18 protein-coding genes, 1 other RNA gene and 1 pseudogene are annotated in these 16832 nt (G+C 48.2%); 14 read left to right on the top strand and 6 right to left on the bottom strand.

Annotated features, from left to right (window positions below):
- Positions 1 to 315: pseudogene (locus H595_RS22765) on the top strand (IS4 family transposase); the annotation flags it as partial.
- 42 nt (positions 316 to 357) lie between these two features.
- Here H595_RS22765 and serA read toward each other — a convergent pair.
- The 4 genes from serA to ssrS form a co-directional block, all read right to left on the bottom strand.
- On the bottom strand, positions 358 to 1584 hold the full coding sequence (gene serA, locus H595_RS0117625) for a phosphoglycerate dehydrogenase (protein ID WP_027672377.1): 1227 nt from the start codon (positions 1582 to 1584) through the stop codon (positions 358 to 360).
- Positions 1585 to 1673: 89 nt separating this feature from the next.
- Complete coding sequence (gene rpiA, locus H595_RS0117620) at positions 1674 to 2330, bottom strand: ribose-5-phosphate isomerase RpiA (protein ID WP_027672376.1); 657 nt, start codon at positions 2328 to 2330, stop codon at positions 1674 to 1676.
- Between the two features lie 245 nt (positions 2331 to 2575).
- On the bottom strand, positions 2576 to 3169 hold the full coding sequence (locus tag H595_RS0117615) for a 5-formyltetrahydrofolate cyclo-ligase (protein ID WP_027672375.1): 594 nt from the start codon (positions 3167 to 3169) through the stop codon (positions 2576 to 2578).
- A 61-nt stretch (positions 3170 to 3230) separates the two neighbouring features.
- A non-coding RNA gene (gene ssrS / locus H595_RS23950) (6S RNA) lies at positions 3231 to 3415 on the bottom strand.
- Between the two features lie 196 nt (positions 3416 to 3611).
- On the opposite strand from ssrS, the gene H595_RS0117600 reads away from it, so the two are divergent.
- The 12 genes from H595_RS0117600 (at position 3612) to H595_RS0117550 (ending at position 13474) form a co-directional block, all read left to right on the top strand.
- Entirely contained in the window at positions 3612 to 4193 is a 582-nt protein-coding gene (locus tag H595_RS0117600; protein WP_027672374.1) for a UPF0149 family protein, read from the top strand.
- A gap of 17 nt (positions 4194 to 4210) precedes the next feature.
- Positions 4211 to 5389 carry a 2-octaprenyl-6-methoxyphenyl hydroxylase gene (gene ubiH, locus H595_RS0117595; protein ID WP_027672373.1) on the top strand — a complete coding sequence of 393 codons (1179 nt, stop codon included), beginning with the start codon at positions 4211 to 4213 and terminating at the stop codon, positions 5387 to 5389.
- Position 5390: 1 nt separating this feature from the next.
- Positions 5391 to 6614, top strand: a complete 1224-nt coding sequence (locus tag H595_RS0117590) for an FAD-dependent monooxygenase (RefSeq protein WP_027672372.1) — start codon at positions 5391 to 5393, stop codon at positions 6612 to 6614.
- Positions 6615 to 6814: 200 nt separating this feature from the next.
- On the top strand, positions 6815 to 7894 hold the full coding sequence (gene gcvT, locus H595_RS0117585; protein WP_027672371.1) for a glycine cleavage system aminomethyltransferase GcvT: 1080 nt from the start codon (positions 6815 to 6817) through the stop codon (positions 7892 to 7894).
- Between the two features lie 41 nt (positions 7895 to 7935).
- Positions 7936 to 8322: a glycine cleavage system protein GcvH gene (gene gcvH, locus H595_RS0117580; protein ID WP_027672370.1), complete on the top strand. Its 387-nt coding sequence runs from the start codon at positions 7936 to 7938 to the stop codon at positions 8320 to 8322.
- Between the two features lie 99 nt (positions 8323 to 8421).
- Positions 8422 to 11313 carry an aminomethyl-transferring glycine dehydrogenase gene (gene gcvP, locus H595_RS0117575; RefSeq protein ID WP_027672369.1) on the top strand — a complete coding sequence of 964 codons (2892 nt, stop codon included), beginning with the start codon at positions 8422 to 8424 and terminating at the stop codon, positions 11311 to 11313.
- A gap of 176 nt (positions 11314 to 11489) precedes the next feature.
- Positions 11490 to 11885 carry a Rap1a/Tai family immunity protein gene (locus tag H595_RS0117570; protein ID WP_027672368.1) on the top strand — a complete coding sequence of 132 codons (396 nt, stop codon included), beginning with the start codon at positions 11490 to 11492 and terminating at the stop codon, positions 11883 to 11885.
- Positions 11886 to 11903: 18 nt separating this feature from the next.
- On the top strand, positions 11904 to 12056 hold the full coding sequence (locus H595_RS24170; RefSeq protein ID WP_156886014.1) for a hypothetical protein: 153 nt from the start codon (positions 11904 to 11906) through the stop codon (positions 12054 to 12056).
- 30 nt (positions 12057 to 12086) lie between these two features.
- Complete coding sequence (locus H595_RS24165; RefSeq protein WP_156886013.1) at positions 12087 to 12275, top strand: hypothetical protein; 189 nt, start codon at positions 12087 to 12089, stop codon at positions 12273 to 12275.
- Between the two features lie 100 nt (positions 12276 to 12375).
- Complete coding sequence (locus H595_RS0117560; RefSeq protein WP_037055200.1) at positions 12376 to 12798, top strand: putative toxin-antitoxin system toxin component, PIN family; 423 nt, start codon at positions 12376 to 12378, stop codon at positions 12796 to 12798.
- Complete coding sequence (locus H595_RS0117555; protein ID WP_027672366.1) at positions 12795 to 13019, top strand: hypothetical protein; 225 nt, start codon at positions 12795 to 12797, stop codon at positions 13017 to 13019. Before H595_RS0117560 ends, H595_RS0117555 begins: the two co-directional genes overlap by 4 nt.
- 53 nt (positions 13020 to 13072) lie before the next feature.
- On the top strand, positions 13073 to 13474 hold the full coding sequence (locus H595_RS0117550) for a hypothetical protein (protein WP_027672365.1): 402 nt from the start codon (positions 13073 to 13075) through the stop codon (positions 13472 to 13474).
- A gap of 17 nt (positions 13475 to 13491) precedes the next feature.
- Here the strand turns inward: H595_RS0117550 and H595_RS0117545 are convergent, their stop codons facing one another.
- Positions 13492 to 14889 (bottom strand): pyridoxal phosphate-dependent decarboxylase family protein, encoded by a 1398-nt coding sequence (locus tag H595_RS0117545; protein WP_027672364.1) that lies wholly within the window; start codon positions 14887 to 14889, stop codon positions 13492 to 13494.
- Between the two features lie 91 nt (positions 14890 to 14980).
- Here H595_RS0117545 and H595_RS0117540 point away from each other — a divergent pair, with 91 nt between their 5' ends.
- The gene (locus tag H595_RS0117540) at positions 14981 to 16390 is read left to right on the top strand and encodes an aminotransferase-like domain-containing protein (protein ID WP_027672363.1); all 1410 of its coding nucleotides are present in this window, start codon (positions 14981 to 14983) and stop codon (positions 16388 to 16390) included.
- A 142-nt stretch (positions 16391 to 16532) separates the two neighbouring features.
- Here H595_RS0117540 and H595_RS22760 read toward each other — a convergent pair.
- On the bottom strand, positions 16533 to 16832 hold a 300-nt coding region (locus tag H595_RS22760), incomplete at its 5' end, for a transposase (protein ID WP_037055197.1).

Genomic DNA, 16832 nt, shown 5'->3' with positions numbered 1-16832 from the left:
CGGCAGGAGCTATGGGGGGTGTTGCTCGCTTACAATTTAATTCGATACAAAATGGTATTGATGGCCAAGTCCCTTAAAAGTGTATTCCCAAACCAACTGAGCTTTAGAGATGCCTCATCGCACATCATCCACAAGCTCACTCTGATGCCAATTTATGCGCCGGGTAATGTGCCCGGATTCATCTTGGAAATAGAAAAAAATGCCAGTCAATTAAAGCTTGAAGGAAAGCGAGAACGCAGTTATCCAAGGACGCTAAAGGTATCGAAAAATCGCTACCCGGTGGCTAAAAGTAAAAATGCCGCTCACCTTAAGTGAACGGCATTACCGCTTAGCGGGCTTTTCTTATCAGGCTAATGTTTAGTGCAGGACACGGGCCCGCAATGTTCCCGGAATGGCTTTTAACTCATTCAATGCCTGGTCAACATCGTCAGAGTCGATATCAATCACCACATAACCAATGTCAGCATTAGTTTGCAGATACTGACCGGCGATATTGATATTGTGCTTAGCAAAGGCTTCGTTAATTTTGGTCATCACACCAGGCTGGTTTTTGTGCACGTGCAATAAGCGTGAGCGGCCTTTGTGCTCTGGCAGTGACACTTCAGGGAAATTAACCGCAGAGAGCGTAGAGCCATTATCACTGTACTTCACCATTTTACCGGCGACTTCAAAACCGATGTTTTCTTGCGCTTCCTGCGTAGAACCGCCGATGTGCGGCGTTAAAATAACATTATCGAATTCACGCAGTGGTGAAATAAACTCTTCTTCGTTTCCTTTAGGCTCCACCGGAAACACGTCAATAGCAGCCCCGGCCAGTTTATTGCAACGCAATGCTTCTGTTAACGCATCGATGTCGACCACCGTGCCGCGCGACGCGTTAATTAAAATGCTGCCTTGTTTCATCAGGGCCAGTTCGGCTTCACCAATCATGTTTTTAGTTTGTGCAGTTTCTGGCACATGTAAGGTAATGATATCTGACGTTTTGAGCAGGGTGCCAAAATTCACCTGAGTTGCATTACCTAATACCAATTTGTCTTCAATGTCATAGAACTGCACGCGCATGCCAATGTTCTCTGCCATGATAGACAGCTGGGTGCCGATATGACCATAACCAATAATACCCAGAGTTTTGCCACGAGCTTCAAATGAGTTGTTGGCGGTTTTTTGCCACTCGCCACGGTGTGCTGCAGCGTTACGTTGTGGAATGCCGCGCAGCAACATAATAATTTGGCCCAATACCAGTTCCGCTACCGAGCGGGTATTCGAGAATGGGGCATTAAAAACCGGAATAGCCCTTTTTAACGCCGCGGTTAAGTTGACCTGATTAGTGCCAATACAAAAACAACCAATGGCAACCAACTTTGTTGCTGCATCCAGCACTTTTTCGGTTAACTGTGTGCGTGAGCGAATACCAACAAAGTGGGCATCTTTAATGCGTTCTATAAGCTCGTCTTCAGGTAATGAGGTTTTTAAGTACTCAATATTACTGTACCCCTGGTTCTTGAAGCTTTGCACCGCACTTTGGTGTAAGCCTTCCAGCAGCAATATTTTAATTTTGTCTTTGGCCAGCGAAAATTTTTCCATGTCACATCTCTTCATTAAATTAAAAAATAAAATCAGTTAGTTATTATTCTTATTATTATGGTGTTACTTAGCGGGCCCTGCTGTGGTACTTATTTTATTACTTTGGTGCCATCGGCACTGCCAACCAAAACCATATTGGCGGGGCGGTGAGCAAAAATACCGTTGGTGACCACACCTACGATATTGTTAATCTGCTGCTCTAACATCAATGGGTCAATAATCTGTAAGTCGTGTACATCAATAATCACATTGCCGTTGTCTGTGGTTACACCCGCGCGCAATACCGGCCTGCCACCTAGTTTAGCTAGTTCACCCGAGACCGAGCGACTTGCCATAGGGATAACTTCTACCGGCAGCGGAAACTTACCCAGTACGTCTACTTGTTTGCTTGCATCGACAATACAAATAAAGGTTTCAGCTACGGCGGCGACAATTTTTTCGCGGGTTAGCGCTGCACCACCGCCTTTAATCATATGCTTTTGGGCGTTAATTTCATCTGCGCCATCAACGTAAACACTAAAGCTGTCAATGCTATTTAAATCCAGTACTGGGATCCCTAATGCGATGAGTTTTTCTGTCGATTGTACAGAGCTTGATACGGCACCACTGATCTCATGCTTAATACTGGCCAGCGCATCAATAAAATGATTTACCGTTGAGCCGGTGCCTACGCCCACTACCGTGTTACGCGGAATATACTCTAATGCTGCCCAGGCGGCGTTTTTTTTCATTTCATCTTGTGTCATCACTGATCCAAATTCGTTTAGCCATACAGATGGATATTATATCGAAAGGGGGGGCCGACAAAAGGGCAAAAATGGAAAAACGCGAAAACTGTTTTACGGCATGGTTTAGATGTAAGTGTCGCCGGCCACAATACGCCCTCTGGCACGCCACAGCAACTCGCCTTAATGCCTGCGGCAGGGCTCAGAAACTCTGTGGCGACCAGATCGCGTTTCTGGCCTGCTTTCTTGGGTTAAGCCTTAAGCAATCAGCAAAAATCAAAATTTTTACCCGGCGTAATAATCTGCTTTAATGGAATATCCCAAGCCTCAACCGGAACGGCATCAACCTGTTGGCAGCTATGTGCGAGGCCAATAACCCGGCAATGGCTGTCAGGCGGCAGTTGCGACAAGGTGCGATCATAAAAGCCACCGCCCATTCCCAACCGGTTGCCATGCTCGTCAAAGGCGACTAATGGCGTAAATATAATATCTAACTGATTGACCGGGATCAGCTGGTGACACTGCGGCAAAGGCTCGGGAATGCCAAATTTATTCGGGTAAAGTAGGGTTTCACTGTTATACCGCACAAACAGTAAATAGCCAGCAACCACCGGGTGAAGCACGGGCAGGTACACTGTTTTATTTAATTGCCACAGCGCCTGTATCAGCGGAAAAGTATCTAACTCACCGTCATTGGCCAAATACACGGCAATATGTTGTTTATTAGCCAACAGTGCGTTGCCACTAAGCTGTTTTGCTAATGCATTTGCTGCTTGCTGCTGTAAAGCCGGGCTTAACAATTGGCGCCGCTGGCGAACCAGGTGTCTAAGTTGTTGGCGTAACGAGGGAGTAGCAGGCACGATAATACTTTACTATGGACAAAGATAAGACGAGTATGCCTGATTTGCAGCAGAAAAAAAGAGGTTCTCCAAATTGCCGTGTCTGGTGTTAGCCCTTGAACCATAGGTTCAAGGCGGGAGTCAGATGACTACCTCAGGCTTCCCGGTACGAGCCGGGCTTGCACACTGGTAGTGCAGAAGAATCCCTAGGTAAAAACAATTATCGGCTCAGGGACATCCACCTGATCACCAACAATCCAGAGAACAGGCTTGAGTATAACACCACTGTTTCTGCTGTATAAGGTTATTGCATGGTGTTTTATCGCAAACAACGCTAGTTGCATGGTTTTACAGCAACTTTTGTTTACGCTTTATACCATAGGCAAAACTATGCAGGGAAAGTTGGCGCTGCTGCGTTGTGGTGGTAGCATAAAGTACAGTTAATAACAGCACGAACAGTGATATGAGCAGCCCATTTTTACTGACATACGATGAGTGGATGTACAAACTTGACCAGGCTTATGTAATGGCGTCAGCCGCAGAAGTACATGGCTTAATTACTGGTTTACTTAGTGCCGGGGTGGAAGCCAACCCACAACAATTACTGCCGGTGTTGCAGGACTTCTTAAATGATGGGCAAGCCCTGTCGCAAGACGTAAAACAACATGTGGTCAATTTGGTAGAAACTACCGCCAAAGAGCTGGCACAAAATGATTTTAGTTTCAGCATGTTGCTGCCCAGCGACGATGACAGCCTGCCAGAACGCTTAGACGCCATGGTTGAGTGGACGCAGGCTTTTTTAGTAGGCTTTGCCGTACAACAAACCGATTTATCGCTGGTATCTGATGATGTGCGTGAAGCGCTGGACCAGTTATCAGAAGTAACCCGCATTGATATTCATACCACTGATGATGGTAGTGTTGAAGAAAACGACGAAGCCTATTTTTTGGTGTTGGAGCATATTCGCATAATGGCGCTGGCGTGTTTTACTGAAGTGGGGCAAAAATTCGGCCACCAAGCGGCAGCAAATAAAACCCTGCACTAAATACAGGTACGAGCAACGTGGCCAAAACAATTAAGCAGTATGATGTGGTGATCAGTGGTGGTGGTATGGCAGGCGCAACGTTAGCTTGGGCCTTACTTAAAGCCATGCCGTCGCTTAACATTGCCATTATTGAGCAACAGTCTGGCACGGTCAGTTCAGCCAGCTTTGACAGTCGCAGTGTCGCATTGGCAGCAGCGAGTGCAGGGTTATTACGGCAATGGGGCCTGTGGTCAGCACTGGAGCAACATGCCTGTGCCATTAAACATATTGCTGTATCCGACCGGGGACACTTTGGTAAAACGCATCTTAGTGCAAATGAATATCAGCAGATGGCGCTGGGTTATGTACTGGAAGTAGACTATTTAGGTGCCGTGTTGGCCGATAAACTGGCTGGTTGTGCGGCAATTACCCGTATTGCACCAAATCATATTAAGCAAATTATTCCGCAACAACAGCAGCAACATTTGATCCTGCACGATGACACTGAACTGCAGGCTAAACTACTGGTTATTGCCGAAGGTGGAGCAGCGCCCAGTCGCGCCTTGGCGGGCTTTACCCTGCAAGAGCAGCCTTACGGCCAACATGCAATAATTGCCAATCTTGCGCTGGCGCAACCTCATCGGCATACCGCGTTTGAACGTTTTACCGAACATGGACCTATTGCTTTATTACCGTTAAATCAACAGCGTTATTCTTTGGTATATACCACTGCTGCAGATAATGTTAATGCGCTAATGCAATTATCTGATACCGATTTCTTAAACCATATACAGCAAGCATTTGGCTACAGGGCAGGGGTATTTAGTAGCGTTGGCCGCCGTGTTAGTTATCCCCTTAGCTTAAAACGCAGTGGCGAAATAGTGCGCCATCGTGTCGCCTTGTTAGGCAACAGCCTACACAATGTGCATCCCATTGCCGGACAGGGCTTTAATTTGGCGCTACGTGACATTGCTCAAATGGTACAGCAAGTGTTAACGGCACAACAGATTGGCGACTATGCCATGCTGCGGGCATATCAAGCCGCGCGCCAGCAAGATATTAATGTCGTTACCACCGCAACTGACGCCTTGGTACGTTTGTTTTCTAATCGGTCTCGTACAGTAGCATTAGCACGAAACAGTGGCTTGTTAGCAATGACCTTATGTGATGAATTAAAACGCCCGCTGGCAGAGCAGGCTATGGGGCTGCGAAGTTAATATGGAAAACATTGATATTACCATTGTTGGTGCAGGCAGTGCGGGCTTAACGCTGGCGTTGTTGCTGGCGCCTTTAGGCTTGAGCATTGTTGTGTTGGAACAAGGCGATGCGCCCAATAGCACCTTGACTAACCCGCAGCGGGTGAGTGCGTTAAACCTGGCCTCACAGCGTGTGCTTAATCATGTGGGAGCCTGGCAAGCCATTGCGGCGAATGCCCGCAGTTACAACGCAATGCAGGTATGGGACGCCGACAGTTTTGCCCGTATTGAATTTAACGCTCAAACCGAGCGGCTGGAACAATTAGGCTGGATTTGCGACAACGAACAAATTCGCATGGCGCTGTATCAGCAGTTGCAGCCGTTTAATAATGTGCGCTGCGAGTTTAACTGCACAATAAACAGTCTGGTGCAAAGCGAGCGGGATGTGCTGGTGAACATTAACCAACAGCACCTGTTGTTAAGCCGGTTATTGGTTGGCGCAGATGGCGTTAATTCGATGGTGCGGCGCACCATGCAGTTACCGTTAACCCATTGGGATTACCAACAGCAGGCCATTGTTGGCACAATTATCTGTGATGAACCCCACAACAATATCGCGAGGCAAGTATTTTTACCCGATGGCCCGCTGGCGTTGTTACCGCTGCCACAGCCAAATAAATGCTCTATTGTCTGGAGCTGTGCGCCAGAGCGTGCTGCTGCGCTGCTGGCCATGGATGATCTTAGTTTTAGTCAGGCACTGACGGCGGCCAGTAATAGCGTACTGGGGCCTATTAATATACAAACGCCGCGACAGTCTTTTAACCTGACCATGCGTTATAGCAGTAGCTGGCAGCGTGGCAGAGTGGTTTTAGTTGCTGACGCCGCGCACAGCATACACCCACTGGCCGGGCAGGGCATGAACTTAGGCTTGATGGACGTTGCAGCATTAGCAGAACTTATCAGTGAAGCGCTGGCAGATAACAACGATTTTAGTGAAAGCCGACTATTAAGGCGTTACGAGCGCTGGCGCAAGGCTGAAGCGCAAACGCTGATTGGAGCAATGGAGGTGTTTAAACGTGGTTTTAGCAACACACAACCGCTACTTAGGCTGGTAAGAGCTGTAAGTATGAGTGGGGTAGATAAGTTACCCTGGTTAAAAAGTAAGATCATCGCTGCAGCCCTTGGCAACAGTGGCGACCTGCCAAAATTGGCACAGCCACAGGTAAAAACAGCCCATAGCGCCTGAGTTAGTTTTTTTAGTTATTCTCGCTTTCGCATTATAAAAACTAATTAAACAGGGGCTGTTTGCCGTCACAAGCTTGCGTTATAATCCGGATGCCTTTTTATCCGCTTAAACTACATGGGTATTCAATTGCTTGTTTTGATTACTTATATAGTTGCGCTGTATTTAGCGCCAGCGGGCCTTACAATAAGCAGGAAATAACAATGGCTAATCAAACTGCGTTACATGGCAAACACCTGGAAGCCGGTGCCAAAATGGTCGACTTCTTTGGCTGGGACATGCCCATCAATTACGGCTCTCAAATTGAAGAACACCACGCTGTGCGTCGTGATGCCGGAATGTTCGACGTTTCTCACATGACCATCGTTGACTTAAAAGGCGCGCAAACCCGCGCCTTTTTGCGTTTTTTACTTGCCAACGACGTGGCAAAGTTAACCGTACCGGGAAAAGCATTATACAGCGGCATGCTTAATGAAACCGGTGGCGTTATTGACGATTTAATTGTGTATTTCCTGCAGGAAGACTTTTTCCGTCTGGTGGTTAACTCAGCCACACGTGAAAAAGACCTGGCGCATATTAACGCTCAAGCCAAAGCATTTGACGTGAGTGTTACCGAGCGTCCGGAATTTGCCATGATTGCTGTTCAAGGCCCTAATGCCAAAGCGAAAGTGGCTACGTTATTAACTGCCGGGCAAAAAGCCGCGGTTGACGGTATGAAGCCATTTTTTGGTGTACAAGCTGGCGAGTTGTTTATTGCTACCACCGGTTATACCGGCGAAGACGGCTATGAAATTGCCTTGCCAAACGAGCAGGCGGCTGATTTTTGGCAAAAACTGCTAGAAGCTGGTGTGGCACCGGCTGGCTTGGGTGCACGTGATACCTTGCGCTTAGAAGCAGGGATGAATTTATACGGCCAGGATATGGACGAAACGGTATCACCATTGGCGGCTAACATGGGCTGGACTATTGCCTGGGCACCTGAAGATCGTAATTTTATTGGTCGCAGCGCTATTACACAGCATAAAGCCGACGGCACCTTTAAACTGGTCGGCCTGGTAATGGAACAAAAAGGTGTGCTGCGCCACGGCCAACGTGTGGTTGTTAATGGCGGAGAGGGTGAAATTACCTCTGGTACATTCTCGCCAACGTTAGGGTTTAGTATTGCCATGGCGCGTGTACCTGCTTCAGTAGGTGATACCGCAGACGTTGATATTCGCGGCAAGATGGTTCCGGTGAAAGTGGTAAAACCGGCATTCGTTCGCATGGGTAAAAAAGTCATCTAAACTAACTAAATTAATTAAAGACACCAGCTAAGGATTAAACAATGAGCTCAATTCCTAAAGGTTTAAAGTACGCCAGTAGCCACGAGTGGGCGCGCGATGAAGGCAATGGCATTTACACTGTAGGTATTACTGAACACGCCCAGGGTTTGTTAGGTGATATGGTATTTGTTGAATTGCCTGACGTGGGTGACAGCGTAACGCAAGCTGATGACTGCGCAGTAGCCGAGTCGGTTAAAGCGGCATCTGATATTTATGCACCGCTGTCTGGTGAAATTGTTGAGGTAAATGAAGCCTTAGCTGATTCACCTGAACTGGTTAACAGCAGCCCTTACGAAGACGGTTGGATGTTTAAAATTAAAGTGTCTGATACTGCTGAGTTATCAGCGCTATTAGATGACGAAGGCTATAAAAACTCGATTGACGAGTAAGCACTGATCACATCCCGCTTAGGCCCCGTATTGCATTAACACGTAGAATACGGGGCTAAATTTTAGTCGCCACAGAACCATTACCAGGACATTCAAGGCATGACCAACTCCGCTGTGAAAACCCTGTCGCAACTTGCGAACCACGAAGAATTTATTCAACGCCATATTGGCCCGGACGCCGCAGAAACCGCTGCAATGTTAAGCGAGCTGGGTGTAGACACTATGGAAGCGCTGATCGCGCAAACGGTTCCTGCCGATATTCGTCTGACAACGCCACTGGCTACCGGTGACGCGCGCAACGAAACAGAAGCGTTAGCGTATTTAAAGCAAGCTGCCAGCAAAAACAAAATGTTTAAATCTTACATTGGCATGGGTTACCACCCAACGTTAACGCCTAATGTAATTTTGCGCAACGTGCTGGAAAACCCGGGCTGGTACACGGCGTACACGCCATATCAGCCAGAAATTGCCCAGGGTCGCCTTGAATCACTGTTAAATTTTCAGCAGCTAACGCTGGATTTAACCGGCATGGAACTGGCCAGTGCATCATTGCTGGACGAAGCCACGGCCGCGGCCGAAGCTATGGCATTGGCTAAACGGGTAACTAAGAGCAAGTCAAACTTGTATTTTATTGCCGATGACGTGCACCCACAAACTATCGACGTGGTAAGAACCCGTGCCGAAATGTTTGGCTTTGACATCATGGTCGGCAGCGCAGCTGAGGCAGCAGAGCAAGATGTATTTGGTGCCTTAATTCAGTACCCCAGCACCAACGGTGATATTCGTAACGACAGCGCGTTAATTGCCGCACTACAGGCGAAAAAAGCCATTGTTGCTGTAGCCACTGATCCTATGGCTTTAATGCTATTAAAAGCGCCAGGACAGCTAGGTGCCGATGTGGTGTTAGGTTCGGCACAGCGCTTTGGTGTGCCGATGGCATTTGGTGGCCCACATGCGGCGTTTTTTGCTACACGTGATACTTACAAACGCTCTATGCCAGGCCGTATTATCGGTGTGTCGAAAGACCGTCGTGGCAATGCAGCACTGCGTATGGCTATGCAAACCCGTGAACAACATATTCGCCGTGAAAAAGCCAACTCAAACATCTGTACTGCACAAGTGTTATTGGCCAATATGGCGTCATTTTATGCGGTATACCATGGCCCGCAAGGCCTGAAAAATATCGCCGAGCGTATTCATCGTAGCACCGATATTTTTGCTGCTGGTTTAAAAGCTAAAGGCGTAAATATTGTAAATGCGCATTGGTTTGACACCGTAACCTTTACTGTTGAAAACCGTGACGCTGTTATCGCACGTGCTTTGGCGGCAGGTATTAACCTGCGTACTGACGTTGCGCAATCGTTAGCGGTAAGCTTTAACGAAGCTACCACGGCTGGTGATATTGCCGAGCTATTTGATGTAGTGTTAGGTCATGGCCACGGTATCGACGTGGCAGCATTGGACAGTGCTATTGTGGCTGAAGGCTCAACGTCTATTCCGGCGGATTTGCGCCGCGTTGATAGCGTATTAGGCCACCCGGTGTTTAACCAGTATCACAGTGAAACTGAGATGCTGCGTTATATCAAAAAATTAGAAAACAAAGATTTAGCCTTAAACCACTCGATGATTTCGTTAGGTTCATGCACGATGAAGCTAAACGCGACTGCCGAGATGATCCCGGTTACCTGGCCAGAATTTGCGTCATTGCACCCGTTTGTGCCACGTAATCAGGCTGAAGGTTACTATCAGATGATCGGCGAGCTGGGCAACTGGCTTGTAGATATCACCGGTTACGACGATATTTCTATGCAGCCTAACTCAGGTGCACAGGGCGAATACGCCGGTATGGTTGCCATTCGCAAATACCATGAAAGCCGTGGTGACGCGCACCGTAATATCTGTTTAATTCCGGTTTCTGCCCACGGTACTAACCCGGCAACGGCAGCAATGGCTAGCTTTGAAGTGGTGCTGGTAGACTGCGATAAGTCTGGCAACATCGACATGGCAGAATTAAAAGCCAAGGCAGCCGAAGTGGGCGACCGTTTAGCGGCCATCATGGTAACGTACCCCTCTACTCATGGTGTGTTTGAAGAAAGCATTCGTGAATTATGTGATGTAGTGCATTCCTACGGTGGCCAGGTGTACATGGACGGCGCCAACATGAACGCACAGGTTGGCGTTACTTCGCCAGGCTTTATCGGTTCAGATGTGTCGCATTTAAACCTGCATAAAACCTTCTGTATTCCGCACGGCGGCGGCGGCCCGGGCATGGGCCCTATTGGTGTTAAGAGCCATTTAAGCCCGTTCCTGCCAAACCATGCGGTAGTAAAAATTGACGGTACCGGTGAGCAAAATGGTGCAGTATCGGCCGCGCCATTTGGTAGCGCCGGTATTTTGCCTATCAGCTGGATGTACATTGCGATGATGGGCGGTGAGGGCTTAAAGCAAGCCACTGAGTTTGCCATTCTTAATGCAAACTACATGGCGAAAAAGTTAGACCCGTTATTCCCAATACTGTACCGCGGTACCAATGGCCGTGTAGCGCACGAATGTATTATTGATATTCGTCCGTTAAAAGAAGCCAGCGGTATTACCGAGATGGACATTGCCAAGCGCTTGATGGACTTTGGTTACCATTCACCCACAATGAGCTTCCCGGTAGCCGGCACGCTGATGATTGAACCAACCGAATCTGAAAGCAAAGCCGAGCTGGACAAGTTTATTGAAGCGATGACCGCAATACGCGCTGAAATTGCTAAGGTAGAAGCCGGTGAGTGGACCGTGGACAACAACCCATTAGCCTTCGCACCACACACCATGCAGGATATTTTTGACCCGGCATGGGACCGCGCGTACGACCGTCAATACGCCGCCTTCCCGGCAAGCTACGTTGCAGAAAACAAATTCTGGCCCACGGTAAGTCGAATCGACGACGTATACGGCGACCGCAACCTAATTTGTGCCTGCCCAAGCCCGGAATCGTATCGATAAGCGTTTAGCGTTAAGCAGTAACAACTAAAACCCCGGCCAGCGTGCCGGGGTTTTTTATCAGCAGGGTTTAAAAAATACTGCCAATGCTTTTTGTATTATTAATGTGAATTAAAGGTTTTAATTTGGGTGGTCGTGAGGCAGAATTTCCTTTCATGTTGAACTGGCAGAGTCCTGTTATGCGATTTCGCCTGGTGGTGGTCACAACCTCCTTGTTTAGTGCGCTGGTAAGCTGTGCTGCATTGGGTACTGCAGAGCAAAATGCCAGAGTGCCGCTTGATCGTCTGCAAGCCTTAGCAAACGGCAAACCTGTAACTCCTTTACCGCCGGCATTTTCAGCGCAGGCAGCAAAAGGTATCGCTAATGATCAGCTTGCCATGTATCTGGCCGGTGTTATCGACAGTGGTGAAGGGCAAAGCTGGTGCGTAGCTGCATCTAATTTGCCACCGCATGAGGTTAATCAGCAGCTGTTGACAGAGCTACAACGTGATTTGAAACAGAAGAAATCTGCCGCGACAGCTAACTCCGCAGTATTGCTGGCCGGTAAACTTAAAATTTTATTTCCTTGTAACTAACGTAAGTAGGGATGCGTTATGTCAGTTATCAAATACCAAGCTGTTGCCGATGCGTATGAAAAATACAATGCTTATGGCACCAGCGAACTTTATCAATTACTTGGCTGGGATGATCTTGTCGGCCGGCCGGAGTGGGCCAATACCTGCGCGTTACCTAACCTGCAGCCGTAGTTGTTATTTCACCGCTGATGAAGTGCGTTTTTGGCAGCTAAACTAGAGCGTATTCTCACGCGCTCTTTGACCTTGATTGTTCCCGAGCGTCGTTATGCCGCCTTCCCGGTACCCTTCGTTGCAGAGAACAAGTTCTGGCCAACGGTTACCCGTATCGACGACGTATACGGTGACCGTAACCTGATTTGCTCATGCCCAAGCCCGGAAGCGTATCGGTAAGCGTTTAGCGTTTATCGCTTAAATTGGCAATTGCAGAGCATATTTTTTAGGGCTATGCTTATGTCATTGCTGGTAATGACATCATATAAGCTATCATTTTATGAAAGTTGTGGTAGATACCAATGTGCTGATCGCGGCTTTACTAGGCGGGAAAGGGCCTAATAGAGCAGTTATACGACATTGTTTAACGGGTAGGTTGCTGCCACAGTTAGCTGCCGCGTTGTATTTTGAATATGAAGATGTGTTTGAGCGACAGACTGTATTAACGCTATGTAAGTTGAACAGTGAGCAACGACAGCTGTTTTTAGATGCCTTTTTATCTGTGTGCCAGTGGAATCAGCTTTATTTTCGCTGGCGTCCTAATTTGCGGGATGAAGGTGATAATCACTTGGTTGAACTCGCTGTAGCAAGTAATGCCAAATATTTGATAACGAACAACGTCAAAGATTTTCGTTTTGCTGAGTTACGCTTTCCGGCTTTAGAAGTGATTAAGCCTGAACAGATTTTGGAGGTACTAAGATGACAACGCTTACAATCAGAATGCCGGACGACAAAGCCAGCAGGCTTAAAGCACTGGCGCAAAGCCGCAATATCAGTGTTAACAAACTTATAGAAGAACTGTCTACCATTGCACTGACTGAATATGACGCGCAAGTCAGGTTTGAAGTACGTGCAGCCCGAGCTAACGCAACTCAGGGGTTAGCGCTGCTTGATGAATTAGAAAAGCTGGAACTGGCTGATTAAGTGCTAAGCGGTTATTTAGTAAATAATTCCCAATAGAACCACAGGGCTAAACTATGACCAACTCTGCCTTATCGGGTGCTTTTATTTCTATTCTGCTGGTGCTCAGTGTGTTTTGGTATTTAGCATTTTCTCACTCAGAGCACACTGTAGTGGATACACCGCACCCCGGGATGGATTATGCTTCATGTGGTCGGGGCATGAATGCTGATGTTGTATACCTTAGTACTGAGGGGCTATATCGTTATCATGGCGCAGTCTACGATGCTGCAGAACTACTACAACATATACGCAGGCATTTTGGAGTAAACAGTATTAATGAAGTTATTGTGGTGGCATCGTCAGAAACTGAAGTAGATAGAGTGCTGTATGTATCAGGTCTGATACAGCAACATTTTCCTCAGCTTCGTCTGAGTTGGCGACGGCAGGAAACCGGAGTATCAGCATCAACAAGCTGATGTCAGTTTAGTTGCAATTAACCCGTCTGATATGTTGCCTGAGCCATCACCTGCTGCAGTACCGCAATAATAATATCGATATCTTGCTGGCTGGTGCGCCAGTTGCTAAATGCGGCACGGATACCTTTTTGGCCCAGCCAAACGCCGGGAGTCATAAACACCTGGCCAGTTTCATTAATGCGTTTAAGGATCTGATCTACCTCAGAGTCTGCTACCTTAGGTTTGAATATCACCACATTTAATTTGCACGGGGTTAATAGCTCAAAGTGTGGCGAGGTTGCTATCCAGTTAGCCAACGCGGCAGCTTGACGACAGTTTTCTGCTACCAGGGTCTGATAACCTTGCCGGCCATACGCCTTTAAGCTCATCCATACCGGTAATGCCCTAAATCGCCGTGAGTTTTCAATACTCCAGTCCATTAAAGATTGGGTTGCGACGTTGGTAGCCAGATAGGGTGCTGTGACTGAACAGGTTTGCTGCAAATAATGGCTATGCCGGGTATAAAAAATGCCGCAGTCGTACGGCACATTAAGCCATTTATGTCCGTCGCTGGTAATGGAGTCAGCCAATTCTATGCCGTCGGTTAGATGCTGATGTTCTGGCAGTAAACGCGAGAACAAGCCAAAAGCACCGTCAACATGCATCCAGGCATTATGCTGCTTGCACAGTGTGGCGATTGCTTGCAGATCATCAAAGTCGGTACCGGTTACTGTGCCGGCGCTTGCCAGCACAATTTTACCCGGGCTGGAACTGGCAGCCAGTGCCATTTTCAGCGAGGCAACGTCCATCGCTTCTGAGCCGGGCAGGCAGTTTATCTGGGTAAGTTGCTCCCGGCCAAGCCCTGCCAAACTGAGCGCTTTGAACGAACTGGCATGCGCTGTAGCGGCAAACACTTCGATGTTGGCCTGCGCTAATCCCTGACAAGCAATATCGATACCTTGTTGTAGGCCGGCGAATTGGCGACCGCACAGTATGCCCAACAGGTTGGAAGCGGTAGCCCCTGTGGTTAGTAAGCCCTCGAAGTGATCAGGTAACTTAAACAATGAACGCAACCACTGCATAACTTGCAGCTCAACCGCAGTGCTAATGGAGTCGCCGGGTTTAGATACATTTTGGTCAGTTGCGGCAACCAACCAGTCAGCCAGCATGGCAGCAGGGGTGCTGCCTCCCGTGACAAAACCCAGATAGCGAGGGCCGGCAGACGCGCTTAAGTAAGGGGCAATAGTACGGGTAAAATGCTCAAATGCTACTAAGGTACCCATGCTAGCTTGTGGCAGCGGGTCTGCTGCCAGCTTAGGATCGCCCAAAACGGCTACGCTTCGCTGCGGTAGCGTTTGCAAAAAAGTGTGGCACCAGGCGGTGATCTCTGTGCTGAGTTTTGTTAGTTGCTGGAAATCTTCGCTGAGTTGGTTCATATGCAGGCTCCGGATAAAAAGTACCGTTGTAGTATCCGGTGCGGGCAAAAAAGAATACAGTACCAACTTTGCTATAAAAAAAGAGCACAGTATGGCGTTTCGTTACCGGGAGTTGGCTGAGGTATTGATGCAACAGATCCAGTCTGGTTATTTGTTGCCCGGGCAGCGTTTGCCATCTATTCGCGCAATGAGCCAGCAACGTGCGCTGAGCATTACTACGGTTAAGCGCTGTTACGAATTGCTTGAGGCGCAAGGCTATTTGCTGTGTAGGGCACAAACGGGTTTTTATGTGCGCGAGCGGCCGGTTCGTCAGCTAGAACCAGAGTTTCCGGTATTTGATCACGCCAGTCAGCAGGTTGATAATCTGGTATTGATTGCTGAAATACAGCAGTCAGCAATGAATGAAGATCGCGTGCAGCTGGGCACTGTGCAGCTGGCGCCAGCGCTTATTCCGGTTGCCGCCTTACAACGCAGCTTGGTTCGGGCAAACCGGCGCGCTCAGGCGCGGGCGTTGGCGTACAGCCCATCTGTTGGTGAACCTGTGCTGTTGCAGGCATTAAGTGCGCATTTTCAGCAGGATGGCATTAGCTGTGCCCAGCAAGACATGATTGTTACTAACGGTTGTATGGAAGCGTTAAGTCTTGCTGTCAGTGTTGTCACTGAACCTGGTGATACTCTGGCCCTGCCATCACCTTGCTACAGCGTTCAGTTACAACTGTTGGCGAGTATGGGGCGGCGAGTGGCAGAAATTCCCTCTACCGCCAAAGGTTTTGATTTGGGTCGGCTGGAGCAGTTGATGGCTAGCAAGGCGGTCAGTGCTTGTCTGGTTAGCAGTTCGTTTCAAAATCCGTTGGGCTATTGCCTGTCCGTGGCGGATAAGCAGCATATAGCTGAGCTGGCCAGGCGTTATCAATGCCCGGTAATTGAAGATGACGTATTTGGCGAGTGTGGTTATGCCAGGCAACGACCGCTGCCAATAAAATCCTGGAGTACGGAGGGTTGGGTTATCTGGTGTGGTTCGGTGTCTAAGACGTTGGCGCCTGGCTATCGTATTGGCTGGTGTGCCGGTGGGCGTTTTTATCTGCAACTTAGGCAAGCGCTGTTAGCCCGGCGTTTAGCGGTCAATACGCCATTGCAGTTGGCATTGGCTGATTTCATTTTAAGCGGAGAGTATCGCCGTCATCTGAACCAGTTGCGGATACAACTTGCCGATCAAGTTAATCGGTTATGTGACAGTTTACAGCAGCACATGGCGGAGCAAGGCCGATTTACCCGGCCTGACGGGGGCTATGCCGTTTGGGTGCAGCTGCCGGAAAACTGTGACGCTGTGCAGTTATATCAGATAATGAAAGCGCAGGGCGTTAACCTGGTGCCGGGTGTGGTATTTAGCGCACGTAATTTCTATGCGAATGCAATACGCCTAAGCGCAGGCAATCCCTGGAGTGAAGAGATGGATCAAGCTGTAGCACTTATTGCAAATACGGTTAAAGCCTTATCGTAGTGGTATAAGTCGTATTTATTAGGGTCAAGGCCTGAGGTATCCCCACAGAATTATTAGTTAAAACAAAAATATGAACTAACTGAGGGATTTAGTGCGATGTACCAATAGAGTATGTAAAATTTTCTGTGTAAGTGGCTGTTTCTCATAGCGATACACGGTCACCATACATGATAATGAACTGATTCATCGCCGGTTTCCAGTCCCTAAGTGGCATTGTCCACTTCTTCGCAATTTGATGTAAAGCCAGATATAGCAGTTTTAACACGGCTTCGTCGTTCGGGAATGAACGTCTGGTTTTAGTCACTTTCCGCAAGCTGGCATTCAGAGATTCAATCGCGTTGGTCGTGTAAATAACCTTCCGGATTTCAGGTGGATAGTCGAAGAATACACTCAGCCGGCTCCAGTTGTTTCGCCAAGACTGGCTGATCCCAGGGTGTTTTTC

The organism is Rheinheimera baltica DSM 14885, from assembly GCF_000425345.1.
Lineage (GTDB): Bacteria > Pseudomonadota > Gammaproteobacteria > Enterobacterales > Alteromonadaceae > Alishewanella > Alishewanella baltica.
The sequence above is the reverse complement of the archived record's forward strand: the minus strand, read 5'-3'. Positions and strand labels throughout refer to the sequence as shown.

Excerpts from the sequence above, each read along its gene's own strand:
- gcvP (WP_027672369.1), top strand. The coding sequence starts at position 8,422 with ATGACCAACTCCGCTGTGAAAACCCTGTCGCAACTTGCGAACCACGAA.
- H595_RS0117590 (WP_027672372.1), top strand. The coding sequence starts at position 5,391 with ATGGAAAACATTGATATTACCATTGTTGGTGCAGGCAGTGCGGGCTTA.
- gcvT (WP_027672371.1), top strand. The coding sequence starts at position 6,815 with ATGGCTAATCAAACTGCGTTACATGGCAAACACCTGGAAGCCGGTGCC.
- H595_RS0117600 (WP_027672374.1), top strand. The coding sequence starts at position 3,612 with ATGAGCAGCCCATTTTTACTGACATACGATGAGTGGATGTACAAACTT.
- H595_RS0117540 (WP_027672363.1), top strand. The coding sequence starts at position 14,981 with ATGGCGTTTCGTTACCGGGAGTTGGCTGAGGTATTGATGCAACAGATC.
- H595_RS0117570 (WP_027672368.1), top strand. The coding sequence starts at position 11,490 with ATGCGATTTCGCCTGGTGGTGGTCACAACCTCCTTGTTTAGTGCGCTG.
- H595_RS0117550 (WP_027672365.1), top strand. The coding sequence starts at position 13,073 with ATGACCAACTCTGCCTTATCGGGTGCTTTTATTTCTATTCTGCTGGTG.
- rpiA (WP_027672376.1), bottom strand. The coding sequence starts at position 2,330 with ATGACACAAGATGAAATGAAAAAAAACGCCGCCTGGGCAGCATTAGAG.
- H595_RS0117555 (WP_027672366.1), top strand. The coding sequence starts at position 12,795 with ATGACAACGCTTACAATCAGAATGCCGGACGACAAAGCCAGCAGGCTT.
- H595_RS0117545 (WP_027672364.1), bottom strand. The coding sequence starts at position 14,889 with ATGAACCAACTCAGCGAAGATTTCCAGCAACTAACAAAACTCAGCACA.
- H595_RS0117560 (WP_037055200.1), top strand. The coding sequence starts at position 12,376 with ATGAAAGTTGTGGTAGATACCAATGTGCTGATCGCGGCTTTACTAGGC.
- serA (WP_027672377.1), bottom strand. The coding sequence starts at position 1,584 with ATGGAAAAATTTTCGCTGGCCAAAGACAAAATTAAAATATTGCTGCTG.
- gcvH (WP_027672370.1), top strand. The coding sequence starts at position 7,936 with ATGAGCTCAATTCCTAAAGGTTTAAAGTACGCCAGTAGCCACGAGTGG.
- H595_RS24170 (WP_156886014.1), top strand. The coding sequence starts at position 11,904 with ATGTCAGTTATCAAATACCAAGCTGTTGCCGATGCGTATGAAAAATAC.